The 13,038-nt window shown below is 46.0% G+C and carries 10 protein-coding genes; 9 read left to right on the plus strand and 1 reads right to left on the minus strand.

Annotation, left to right across the window (positions count from 1 at the left end):
* Positions 1–19 precede the first annotated feature (19 nt).
* From T494_RS14280 to ychF, 9 genes are all read left to right on the plus strand, one after another.
* Positions 20–1,393, plus strand: a complete 1,374-nt coding sequence (locus T494_RS14280) for a GDSL-type esterase/lipase family protein (RefSeq protein WP_028505462.1) — start codon at positions 20–22, stop codon at positions 1,391–1,393.
* 119 nt (positions 1,394–1,512) lie between these two features.
* Positions 1,513–2,373 carry a GDSL-type esterase/lipase family protein gene (locus tag T494_RS0105700; RefSeq protein WP_028505463.1) on the plus strand — a complete coding sequence of 287 codons (861 nt, stop codon included), beginning with the start codon at positions 1,513–1,515 and terminating at the stop codon, positions 2,371–2,373.
* A 38-nt stretch (positions 2,374–2,411) separates the two neighbouring features.
* Complete coding sequence (locus tag T494_RS0105705; protein ID WP_028505464.1) at positions 2,412–3,746, plus strand: GDSL-type esterase/lipase family protein; 1,335 nt, start codon at positions 2,412–2,414, stop codon at positions 3,744–3,746.
* Positions 3,747–3,887: 141 nt separating this feature from the next.
* A complete protein-coding gene (locus tag T494_RS0105710) occupies positions 3,888–5,081 on the plus strand; it encodes a PLP-dependent aminotransferase family protein (protein WP_028505465.1) in 1,194 nt (397 codons plus the stop codon).
* A gap of 13 nt (positions 5,082–5,094) precedes the next feature.
* Entirely contained in the window at positions 5,095–5,697 is a 603-nt protein-coding gene (locus tag T494_RS0105715; RefSeq protein ID WP_028505466.1) for a class I SAM-dependent methyltransferase, read from the plus strand.
* Positions 5,698–5,720: 23 nt separating this feature from the next.
* Positions 5,721–8,495 (plus strand): ABC transporter permease, encoded by a 2,775-nt coding sequence (locus T494_RS0105720; protein WP_028505467.1) that lies wholly within the window; start codon positions 5,721–5,723, stop codon positions 8,493–8,495.
* 124 nt (positions 8,496–8,619) lie between these two features.
* The gene (locus T494_RS0105725; RefSeq protein ID WP_197021128.1) at positions 8,620–8,916 is read left to right on the plus strand and encodes a hypothetical protein; all 297 of its coding nucleotides are present in this window, start codon (positions 8,620–8,622) and stop codon (positions 8,914–8,916) included.
* 35 nt (positions 8,917–8,951) lie between these two features.
* Entirely contained in the window at positions 8,952–9,170 is a 219-nt protein-coding gene (locus T494_RS12450) for a hypothetical protein (RefSeq protein ID WP_037344076.1), read from the plus strand.
* Between the two features lie 3 nt (positions 9,171–9,173).
* A complete protein-coding gene (gene ychF, locus T494_RS0105735) occupies positions 9,174–10,268 on the plus strand; it encodes a redox-regulated ATPase YchF (RefSeq protein ID WP_028505469.1) in 1,095 nt (364 codons plus the stop codon).
* A 124-nt stretch (positions 10,269–10,392) separates the two neighbouring features.
* On the opposite strand, the gene T494_RS0105740 is transcribed toward ychF, so the two are convergent.
* Positions 10,393–13,023, minus strand: coding sequence for a hypothetical protein (locus T494_RS0105740; RefSeq protein ID WP_028505470.1), 2,631 nt, complete (start codon positions 13,021–13,023; stop codon positions 10,393–10,395).
* Positions 13,024–13,038: the final 15 nt, after the last annotated feature.

Here is a 13,038-nt window from a genome sequence, read left to right on the forward strand (position 1 = left end):
AAGAAAATGAGGTAGAAAGATGATAAAGAAAACGATAACAGCTGCGCTGGCAGCAGCACTTCTCGGTTTGCAGCTTGCAGGCTGCGGAAATGAAATATCACAGGGGGAAAATACAGACCTTCCCCGTGAAACAAGCTCTCAGCTCAGCGAAAGCTCTGAAAGCAAAAGCGAAAGCGCAGCTGAGGTGTCGGTAAACGAGTACAATGTCACCGTTAAGGTGGGACAGGAGTATACTGCTGATAAGCTCTGCGGACTTGTGTTCACCAGCAGTGGCTCAAAACAAAGCTATGAGGACGGCAGCTCCGTAAAGCTGTTTGACAAGACGGGCAAGGAAAAGATAAGCATTGTCCATGAGGATATGAACGGAATAAAGTCGGTTATCGTTCTTATTGTAAACGTGAAAGACGATATTGCACCCACATTTGAGGGCGTAAAGGATATTACTATAAACCAGGGCGAAACTGCTGAGCTGAAAAAAGGTGTCACCGTTAAGGACAATTATGACAAGGAAATTGATTTTATCGTGGAATTTGACCCCGATGACAAGGACCATAGCTCGGTAGGCAAGCATAATATTACATATAAGGCAAAGGACAGCGCAGGAAATACCGCAGCTGTAAAGGCAGTGCTGGAAATAAAGGCGGTCACCACTACCGCAAAGACCACAACGAAGGTTACAACGCAGGCTACCCGGAAGCCTGCACCCTCACCGACTCCTGCACCTGCACCTGCACCTGCACCAACACCTGTGATAACACCACTGCCGTCACCAAAGCCTGCGGCGTCAAGCTCGTCCAATGTAAAGTTCTATCAGGACAAAATGGTTGTAGCAGGTGACTCGATCGCCTTTGGTTTCTGTTCTTACGGCTTTATCCCCTATGAGCATAATCTTGCTCAGGGCAGCCTTGCCATGAGAAACTATAAGGAGTACGGCTGGTTCAATGTAAACGGATCCCAGATGAGGATAATGAACGCTATTTATACCGTTAAGCCCAAGCTTTTGTATGTATCAATGGGTATGAACGATGTGAACATTACAAACGCTCAGACCTATGCAAACAACTATGTGAACTTTATCAAAGAGGTAAGGAGCCGTTTGCCGGGCTGTATAATCGTTGCAGCAAATATAACTCCTATTGCTTCAACAAGCAATTTTACCAATATCAATAATATTATAAACTGCAACAATGCGATGATAAAGGCTGTAACTGCCCTTGGCGACCCCAACACGATCCTTTTTGACGCTTACACTGTGGTTTCCGGAGGCGGTAAGTATATGTCCTCGGGATACAGCGCAGGCGACGGTATCCATCTGAGCAGGACTGTGTACCCAAAGCTGCTTAACGCCCTTGCTATAAGACTGGATCAGTACGACGTAAGATCAAGACTTTGATAAGATAAATAACGGGAGTATGTTTTTGGCATACTCCCTGTATTTATTCTCTGCTATATTGACAAAAGCCGACAATAGTGATACAATATATTGTGTATCTATCATTGAGGAGGATGAATATGATAAAGAGAACTGCGGCAGTTTTAGTTGCCGTGTGTTTGTCTGTCTGCACCCTTGCCGGATGCGGTAATCAGATAAAGGGAAGGACGATCAAATTTATTGATCCGCCACAGCAGGAGATCAAGGTAACGGAAAGTCAGAGCCAGGCTCCAAAGCAGGACGACAGCAGCTTTTTGGATAATTATCCCGATCCTGCTAAGGATATAAATGAGATGAGCGCAGATAACGTTGACTTTTATAAGCAGCGCATAGTCGTTGCGGGAGATTCGATCGCTGCCGGCTGGAGTTTGTTCCAGGTGTTGCCCAAGGAGCAGTCTATCGCCCAGGGAGGTATCTCCACCGCAGGTTATTCACGTTGGGAGTATGACACAACAGGCAGAAAGCTGAGTATGCTTGACACAATGAAGGAAGTCAGACCAAGTCTGCTTTATATCTCCCTTGGAATGAATGATGTGGGAAATATAGACTCGGATACATATGCCTCACAGTACAAGGATCTGCTGGACAGTATCCTTGAGGTGGTGCCGGATTGTTATATCGTTGCGGCAAACATAACACCTGTCGCAAGAAACAATGAGTATCCCCAGCTTAGCAATTCGGAGATAAATGTATTCAATGAAAAGCTGAGACAGATGATAAAGAGCTACGGCAAGGATAATGTTATCTATTTCGATGTGAACTCGTCAATGCAGGATGCCAACGAGTTTCTTAACAGCGACTACGATTCCGGAGACGGACTTCATATCAACACAGAGGCTTACAACCGTATCCTTGTAGACGTTACCAAAAGACTGAATTATTCAAAAGCCCAGGAGAAGATAGAGGCTATCGAGGGCGCAAGACAAAGTCAGCAGCAGTAACAAACTATTGAATATTAAATATTCGGGGGCAAAGGGTAATGATGAAAAAGATTTTGTGTGCTGTCCTATCGACAGTTCTTGCCATAGCTGCATTTTCGGGCTGTAACAAGATATCCGATATGGATGCAAACAGCAGCTCCGACAGCAGCAGTCAGGCTGCTGTAGATGCGTCAGCTACTTCGTTTAATGTCACCACAGAGGTCAACGAGCTTTATACCGCAAAGAAGCTTGGTGCGCTTGTGGGTGATACAGACGGGTACACCTTCAAGTATCCGGATAATGACACCGAAAAGAAGTTTACTGCGCTGGGAAAAAATACAGTGGAGCTTGTTGTGCTTGACCCCGAAGGCAAGGAAAAAAACTGGGTGCTCAACATCAATAACCTTGATACCACAAGCCCTGTGTTCAGTGGAGTGAAAAATATCGAGGCAAGAACAGGGGACACCATTGACTTCAAAAGCGGAGTAAGCGCCAACGATAATTATGACGGCAAGGTCGAGTTCAGAGTTTCCTACAGCGAGGAAGCTGCAAAGGCAGCAAAGCCCGGGAAATACACCGTTACATATTCTGCCTCGGATTCTTCCGGCAATGTGGCATCTATGAAAGTTTCGCTGAATATAACCGGTGAGGCTCTGCCGGGAGCTGATGACAGCAGCAGTAAAGACGACAGCTCATCACAGGGTGAGACACAGACCGCTACCCAGGCAACTACTAAGGCTATCCCTGCCAACGGTATCTCCGAGAACGTTAAGTTCTATCAGGACAGGGTGGTCATTGCAGGAGACTCGGTTGCATACGGTTTCTGTGCATACGGATATGTGCCTTATGAACATAATATCGCAAAGGGCAGCACAGCTCTGCGGCAGTACGATGATAAATCTCTGTTTACCTTTGATCCGACCGGCAAGGAGCTTGGCTTTGTAGATGCTATCGAGGCGGTCAAGCCCAGCCTTCTGTATATATCAATGGGTATGAACGATGTAAACCTTATTGATGCGAATAAATATGTGGAAAGGTATAAGGAGCTTATTGAAAAGGTCAAAAGCAAGGTGCCGGACTGCGTCATCGTTACCGCAGCCATTACACCTATAACCCAGGCAAGCAAGTTTACCAATATAGAGAACATCCGTACATTCAACACTGCACTCAAGAAAATGGTAGAGGAGCTCAAGGACCCCAATGTGGTGTTCTTTGATGCGTACAACGCCATTGTGGGTCCCGACGGAGTGTATATCCCCAATGACTATTCTCCTTCCGACGGAGTTCATGTTGCAGGGCATTGCTATAAGACCTTGCTGGAAAAGCTTGCCCTTACACTGGATCAGTACGATATGAAGAAAAAGATCGAGGATATTGAGGCAAATAGAAAATAAGATCATTAAAGAGCACTGTAAAAAGTGCTCTTTTTTGTGACCAAAAACTTTACAATTTGCCTGATGTGTGGTATAATTATCTGTGTATTTGTTTTGGCTTATAATGCCAAAAAATCTTTTAATGAAAGGTGCGGATAATTTATGGATTATAAGTTTTCCGAAAAGGTCTCTCACTTGCAGGCTTCGGCTATAAGAGAGATCTTGAAATTTACAGTTGACCCGGAGGTAATCTCCTTTGCGGCAGGAAACCCTGCCCCCGAGGCTTTCCCCACAGAGCTTTTAACAAAGCTTTCCGGGGAGATATTCAGTGAGAACCCTATACTTGCACTTCAGTATTCTATCTCTGAGGGCTATCCTCAGCTGAGAGATCTGCTGAAAAAAGAGCTGGCAAAGAAGGGCGAGTTTGTTGAGGGCAGAGATGATCTTATTATTACCAGCGGCGCACAGCAAGCCAACGAGCTGGCTGCCAAGGTGCTTTGCAACGAAAAAGATGTACTTGTTGCAGAGGCTCCCTCGTTTATCGGTTCTCTTAATGCCTTTAAGTCTTACAACGTTGACCTTAAAGGGGTGACCCTTTGTAAGGACGGCTTGGATATTGATGAGCTTGAGGATGTGCTTAAACAGGGTAATGTGAAACTCATCTATGTTATACCTAATTTCCAGAACCCTACCGGCAGGACTACCAGCCTTGAAAAGAGAAAAGCTATGTATGAGCTGGCAAAGAAGTACGGTGCGATCATCCTGGAGGACAACCCTTATGGCGATCTGCGTATAAGGGGAGAAAATGTGCCTTCCATAAAGAGCATGGATAAAGACGGCATCGTTATGTATTCAAGGACCTTCTCAAAGATCCTTGCTCCCGGAATAAGAGTGGGCTATATCAGCGCACCTAAGGAGATAATCAGCAAAATGGTGGTTTGCAAGCAGGTTTCTGACGTGCACTCTAATATCTGGGCACAGCTCCTGGCATATAAATTCATGAACAATGTGGATATGAATGAGCACATTTCCGGGCTTCAGAATATCTACCGTAAAAAGTGTGACCTTATGATAGGTGAGATGAAAAAGCATTTCTCATCAAAAATCACTTTTGAAGAGCCTCAGGGCGGATTGTTTATCTGGTGTACACTTCCCGACGGATGCGATATGCCTGCGTTCTGCAAAAAGGCAGTGAGCGAGTATAAGGTGGCTGTTGTCCCGGGCAACGCATTTATGATAAACGAGTCGGACAAGACCTCCTCTTTCAGACTTAACTTCTCAACTCCTACCGATGAACAGATAATCAAGGGCTGTGAGTATCTCGGCAAGCTCTCAAAGGATATGTTCGGGGAATAAAGGAGGAAAATAAATGTTCTGGGATAATGTTTCAGGCGTGTACGACGTTTTTGAGGACGTTTACAACGGCGATGTGAACAAAAAGGTAAGCATGAATGTGGCTTCTTATCTTGACAAAGAGGATACTGTGCTGGAGCTTGCCTGCGGAACGGGAATGATAACACGGTGCGCTGCCCCTGCCTGCAAAAAGCTTGTGGCAACAGACTTTTCGGTGGGTATGCTGAAAAAGACACAGGACAACTGCTTCGGTCTGAAAAACATAGTTTTCCGAAAAGCGGATATCATGGATATCAAGTGCAAAGATGAAAGCTTTGATAAGGTGATCGCAGGGAATGTGATCCACCTGCTGGACGATCCCGATAAAGCAGTTGCACAAATGAACAGAGTCTGCAAAAAAGGCGGACTAATAATCATTCCCACATATATCAACAAGGACGAGCAGGGAAATCAGAACCTTTTTACACAGATAGTGGACAAGGCGGGAGCAGGCTTTAAACGCCAGTTCACCCTTGAATCATACAAGCAGTATTTTGAACAGCTGGGTTACGAGGACGTTGAGATAAACTTTTTTGACGGAAGAGTGCCTTGTGCGGTGGCTGTTCTCAAAAGAAAATAAACGCTCGATGAGGGGAGCCTTATATGAAAACAGCTCTGTTCAAGGATACCTTTCGTGAGATAAAGATCTCTGCGGGAAGGTTTATCTCAATATTCGCCATTGTGGCTCTGGGCTGCGGATTTTTTGCAGGCATAAAAGCCACCATGCCTGATATGGTGGACTCTGCAAATAAATACTTTGAGGACAACAGGCTTATGGACTATAAGCTTGTGTCTACCTTCGGTGTAAGCTCGGGTGAAATTGAGGCGATAAAAAAGCTGGACACCGTGGAGGGTGCCTGCGGCGGGTATTCCAAGGAGATATTTTATAACTATGAACAGCAGAACCATGTTCTGAAAGCAATTTCATACAGCCAAGCGGATAAGGACAATCCCAACAGAATGAACATTCCCGTGCTTGTGGAGGGAAGATTCCCAAGCCAGCCGGGGGAGTGTCTTATCGAGAAAAAGATAACTGCTCCTCACAGCTTTAAAATAGGCAATACTCTTGCGTTTTCCGATACCGACCCCGGCAAGGAGCTTACAGACTCTCTGGAACACAGTGAATATAAGATAGTTGGTATTTGCGCCTCACCTATGTATATCGGATATAAGCGTGATAATACCAAAGCAGGCAACGGAAGTATACTTTGTAACATCTATCTTCCTGAAAGTGAGTTTTTGTCAGGGTACTATACAGAGTGTTATGTGCGCTTTAAAAATGTCCACAGTATGGACCAGTTCAGCGATGAGTACAGGGATAAGATAGACGAGCTTAAACAGGACGTGACAGATGCTTTCAAGCAAAGCGTAAACCAACGCTATAAGACACAGCGTGAGCGTGCAGAGCATGATATTGAGTTTGCAAAAAGCAGAATAGAAAGTCTGAAAGCTTTGCTGAGCTTTGACAAGGCGCAGCTTCAGGCTTACGATAAAACACTTGTGCAACAGCAAGCCCAGATAGAAAACACAGATTCTATTTTCAAAGATGCCGACCTTGCAAGCGTAAAGCAGCAAAGGGAAATAGCAGCAGGGCTTTTACAGGAGCTTGAGGGAAAGCTCAACGGCACAAGGCAGGCTCTTACTGAGCAGGTACAGCAGGCGCAGCAGTCTGTGCAGCAGGGTGAACAGCAGCTTGAAAAGCTGAAAGCACCGGAGTTTTACGGCTTTGACCGCTTTGAGGCAAGCTCTGACTATAACTCCTTCTGCGGCGATGCAAACAAGATAGACTCTATCTCAAAAGTTTTCCCGGTGTTTTTTATTCTTATCGCTTTTCTTGTGTGCCTTACCACCATGACAAGAATGGTGGACGAACACAGAATAAGGATAGGCACCTATAAAGCTCTTGGCTACGGCACAGCCAGCACAGCGTCAAAGTACCTTGTGTACGGTGCGCTTGCTGCCATTGCAGGCAGCTGTCTGGGTACAGCGGCAGGACTGCAGATATTTCCCAGGATAATTTACAGCTGCTATAAGATACTTTACAATATGCCTTCCATAGATACCCCGTTTAAGCCATGGTATATGGTTATGTGCTGCCTGGTCTCCCTGGTCTGCATATGCGGTGCGGTGCTTTATTCCTGTATGAAGGCGCTGAGAAGCCAGCCCTCACAGCTTATGAGACCCAAAGCCCCACAGAACGGAAGACGTGTGCTTCTGGAGCGGGCAGGATTTATCTGGAGCAGGATGAGCTTTCTGAGCAAGGTCACTGTGCGTAATCTGCTTAGGTATAAAAAGAGATTTTTTATGACTCTTGTGGGCGTGGCAGGCTGTACAGCACTGATAATTACAGGCTTTGGTCTGAAACATTCAATTTCCGATATCGTTGACAAACAGTTCGGTGAGATACTCCTTTACGATGCAACGCTGGTGATGAATACAAACACCTACGACAGGAAACAGCTGGACGACAAGCTGTCATCCCTGTCACAGGTCAGAAGCTACACCATGAGTATGATAAACGATGCCGTGGCTGAGCATAAGGGTAAAACAGCGGATATTTCTCTTGTTGTCGCCGATAAATATGAGCAGATACATGATTATCTTGACCTGTCATCTGTTGACGGAAGCGGCAGACTTGATATACCCACACAGGGCTGTATAATCACAAAGAAAATGTCAAGCCTTCTGAAAATCAAAAAAGGCGACAGTATAACCGTATCCCGTGAGGATGAAAAGCAGATCACCCTTGAGGTCAAGGGCATTGCGGAAAACTACGCCATGCATTATGTTTATATCACCCCGCAGCAGTATGAAGGTCTGTATGAAAAACAGCCTGTATACAACATGGCATATGTGAACCTTAAAGAGGACGCCAACGAGTCCGACTTCAAAAAAGAGGTCATAAACTGCGGTGAGTTTTACGGTGTTTCCCTTATGAGCGAGGCAGGCAAGGACTTTCTCACCTCCCTTGACAGCCTTGATGCGGTGGTTATATTGCTTATAGTCTGCGCAGGTCTGCTTGCCTTTGTGGTGCTTTATAACCTTGCGAATATAAACATAACCGAGCGTGTGCGGGAGATTGCCACAATAAAGGTGCTGGGCTTTTACGACCTGGAAACCTCAAAATATATTTACCGTGAAAACATAGTTTCCGCCGTGCTGGGCATTATTCTGGGCTTTGGGGCAGGTATAGTCCTTCACCACTTTGTTGTTATCACAGCAGAGGTGGACATAGTCCTTTTCAACCACAGCCTTGTGTGGTGGTCATATGTGCTGGGTGCAGTGTTTACAGCGGTTTTCACGGTCATAGTCAACTTCGTGCTGCATTTCAAGCTCAAAAAGATAGATATGGTAGAGTCAATGAAATCAGTAGAATAGGGGTGCTTTGAACTTGTTATATGAGATAGGAGATGTATTATTACCGATATTATTCGTTTTGCTGTTAGCATTTCTTATTTATATTCTGGTAAAAATCCGTGTCTCAAAATGGGGAAAGACAAATTTGAACGAAGAGGAAAAGGGAACAAAAGCCCGGGCTAAGATACTGTTCAAGAGTGTAGATGAATTTGACAGGACTAATTATAGTTACCTGACCACCCGTCATGTAACAAATTATTATATTGACTGCCTTATAAACGGCGAGAAAAAGACTTTCTTATGCAGTGAATATATGTACGACTATGTACAAAAGGGCGAGACCTATGACGTCATATATACATCTCATATGATAGAGCTGGACAGAAAGTATTATCCCGACGATAATTTTGATGATGATTTTGATGATTATGACAGTGAATAATAAAGCCAATAATTATTATAGAAAGAAGGATATAAATGAACGAGTTTGAGAATAATTTTGAGGACGAGCAGACTGAAAAGTGCTGCTGCGGCTGCATCTGGAAAACTGTCGCTTTTATACTTATCGGCGTAGTCATTGGACTGATAATTTCGCCCGTTAAGAACGGTATCGTTATCGGCAATAACAATGTCATCAAAAACGGCAAAAAGAAGAAAAAGAAAAATAAGAAGAAATCGGAATGTGAGGAGAAGTAATCTATGAAACTTGGTATGGTAGGACTGCCAAATGTGGGAAAATCAACGCTGTTCAATGCGCTGACAAATGCAGGAGCGGAGTCTGCAAACTATCCGTTCTGCACTATCGAAAAGAACGTGGGCGTGGTAAGCGTTCCCGATGAAAGACTGGACAAGCTTGCTGAGATGTATCACCCTGTAAAGTTTACCCCTGCAACGCTGGAGTTTGTGGACATTGCAGGTCTTGTAAAGGGTGCTTCAAAGGGCGAGGGACTGGGCAACAAGTTCCTTGCGGATATTCGTGAGGTGGACGCTATCGTCCATGTTGTACGGTGCTTTGAGGACGATAATATTGTCCACGTTGACGGCTCGGTGAACCCTGCAAGGGATATTGAAACTATTGACCTGGAGCTGGTTTTCTCGGATATTGAGATAATCGAAAGAAAGCTGGACAGGACAAAGAAAGCCATGAAAGGCGACAAGTCGCTGGGCGAGGTTGTTGAGTTCCTGGAAAGGCTGAAAGCACACCTTGAAGAGGGCAAGGCAGCAAGAGCCTTGCAGATGACCGACGAGGAAAAGGCAATGCTTGCAGATACTCCGCTTTTGTCGCTAAAGCCTGTTATCTACGCAGCAAACCTCAGCGAAGACGATTTCAGAAATAATATAGACTCAAATGAGAATTACAACACAGTTCGTAAGATCGCCGAGAACGAAGGCTCTGCCGTGTTCCCAATCTGCGCACAGATAGAGGCTGAGATCTCCGATATGGATGACGAGGACAAGGCAATGTTCCTTGACGATCTGGGACTTGAAACTTCAGGGCTTAACAGAATAATAAAGGAAGGCTACAGCCTTCTGGGGCTTATCTCCTATCTTACCGCAGGCGAGCCTGAGGTCCGTGCGTGGACCATAAAGAAGGGAACCAAGGCTCCCCAGGCAGCAGGCAAGATACATACCGACTTTGAAAAGGGCTTTATCAGAGCCGAGGTGGTATCCTTTGATGACCTTATGGCTTGCGGAAATATGGTAGCGGCTAAGGAAAAGGGTCTTGTTCGCCTTGAGGGCAAGGACTATGTTATGCAGGACGGAGATATCGTTCTGTTCCGCTTTAACGTATGATAGACCGCATATAATCAACAAACACCCGTACCTCTGATCGGTATGGGTGCTTTTTTGTATAAAAAAATGAGGCACTCGTTATAAAAACGTGTGTCTCATTTTAAATATAAAGGGGTAAGAAATATCAATCCTTGCTCTTGGTGATGCCCTCAGTCTCGTAAATAAACTTGACCTCACCGTCGGTCCCTTCTGCAATTCCCGAGAAGTTGTTGTAAGCACCGGATGCCTTGGTAACAGCGCTGAGCTTATCCATAAGACCTTTTATCTCATCGTTATATACCCTCATTATCTTGTCCACAGCTTCTGTCTTGAATTGCTTCAAGCCATCGTCAAGCTGTTTTGCACCGTCGGAAAGCTGTTTTACACCGTCTGTAAGCTGAGTGCTGCCATCTTTGAGGGTGCCAATGCCGCTGTAAAGCTCGCCACTTCCGTCTGCAAGTTTCTTGAGTCCTTCGGAAAGGGTAGTCATTTTTTCAGCAAGAAGCTTTGCGCCGTCCTTGAACTGACCTGCACCGCCGGCAAGCTGTCCTATGCCCGAATCAAGCTTTACAGAACCGTCGTGGAGCTGGACGAGTCCGCTTGAAAGCTGTGCTGCACCGCCGTTGAGCTGCTTTGCACCGTTTGAAAGCTGTCCCAGCCCCGTGGTAAGCTCGCCGATACCGCCGGCTGCGCTCTGAACGCCGCTGTTAAGTGCGCCTGCGCCCTTGTTAAGCTCTGAAAGTCCGCTGCTTAGAGCCTTTGAACCGTCAAGTATACCTGTATTTTTCTCATTGAACTTGCCGTTAAGTTGTGCAAGTCCGCCATAGATCTGCTCTGCACCCTTCTGTGCTTCGCTCATCAGCTTCTGTGCGCCTGCATCGATCTGCTGTGCGCCTGTATTTACCTGTGCCGAACCGTTTGCAAGTGCCCCCACAGATGTCTTTATTGTGCCTGCGCCTGTTTCCAGTGCAGAAATACCGTCTTTAATAGTAGGGTTGCTTGGGTCGGTGCCGTTTTTTAGGGCGGCAAGTATCTGTTTCTGACCTGCTATAGTCTGTTCAAGTGTGGCAATAGATGTTGCAAGGCTCTGGCTTGGTGACTGTGTGTTGAGCTGTTTAAGACCTGCCAGCACCTGCTCGTTTGCGGATATAGTTGTTTCAAGGCTTGCTGCCGCCGTGTCAACACCCTGTCCAAGCTGCTGTACCTGGGTGGGGAGATTTGCTACCTGGGTGTTCATCTGAGTAAGTCCGTCGGATACCTGTTTTGCCCCTGCGGAAAGCTTTGCTGTTGCGTTTGCAAGTGTGCCGTCGGTGGTCTTGTCAAGCTGCTGCTGCAAATTTGTGTTGAGCTGCTGTGCACCGCCCTGGAGCTGTGCAACGCCATTCTGTGCCTGAGAAAGTCCCGTGCTGAGCTGTGAAGCACCTGCGCTGAGCTGTGATGAGCCGTCTGCAAGCTGCTGTGCGCCTGCTTTGAGCTGCTGAGCTCCGCTTGCAAGTGTGGGCAGCTTCTGGTCAAGCTGTGCAAAGCCGCCTGCAAGGGTAGATGCGCCGCCTGCAAGAGTTTTTGCTCCGCTTGAAGCCTCACCCAGCTTAGTGGAAAGTGTAGCTGAACCTGTTTTCAACTCAGCTATTCCGCTTGTGAGCTGATCTGTGGAGCTGCTGAGAGTGCCTGCGCCCTGTGCCAGCTGTGAAGCACCGTCCTGTGCGGTTTTAAGTCCCTGGTTAAGCTCGCCCGAACCTAAGTACAGCTTGGCGATGCCGTCGGAAAGGGGAGTAACCGAGCTGTTAAGGGTGTTCAGTCCTGTGCTGAGCTTGCCTGCGCCTACTGAAAGCTGGTCAACGCCCTTTGCCATTTCATTGAGCTTGCTTTCCACTGCGTTAAGTATTTCCGTGGTATCTATCTCTGCATTTGACAGAAGATTGCTGGTTGCAAGAGTAAGAGTTGTGGGCATCTCGAAGTTGTGGACATCTGCTGTGATCTCAACGTATTCCGGGATCTCTACGTCCTTTTCCTCAAGCTTCTCAGCAGTCTTTTCATCTGTCTTTTTAAGGCTTTCCTTTAAGCCCTCAACGTTAAGGCTTTCCTTCAGACCGGGCATTGCGATTCCCACAAATATCTGTTTGTTTCCGTCGGAGATCACCTTTCCGTTTTTGATATCAACGTTTGAGAATATATCTCCGTCAAGGATAGAACCTGTGGTCATAAGGAAGGGAACATAGACCTGCTGATCTTTGCCGTTGATGTTAATTGTCTGCTTTGCCTTATTTGTGAAGTCATATCTTATTGTGACTTTACCGCTTTTACCTGCCATATCCTCCGGTTTTGTCTCCTTACCGTCCAGAGTGTATGTGACTTTCATCTCGATAGGCAGATCACCGGAATAGTTGCCTTTGTAGTAAATATCTCCGCCCTCGGTTTTCCAGGTTATCTTGTTTCCGTTGGCATCAAAGGTCTCATCGGTCTTTGTGTTTTCAATATCTTTAAGGTTTGAAACATCTTCAAGGTCCTTGAGTCCCTTAGGATTTTTAAGCCAGTCGCTGACAATGACCCTGTCCTTGCTTCCGTTTGCCTTGGTCATAACGTAGACGGTCTCTTCTTTGTAAGTTTTACCGTCGGCATTGGTAGTATGTGTGTTCTTTTCGGCAGATGAAGTTGTGCTTTCATCGCTGTCGCTTTTTTTATCTTCTTTTTTATTTGCCATTGCGTACATTCCCGTTGCTCCAGCTGAGAGCATTACTGCAAGTGCGCCTGCAATGACTTTAGAATATGTTTTCATGATTTCTTACCCCTT

The organism is Ruminococcus sp. FC2018 (assembly GCF_000621805.1).
Taxonomy (GTDB): Bacteria; Bacillota; Clostridia; order Oscillospirales; family Ruminococcaceae; genus Hominimerdicola.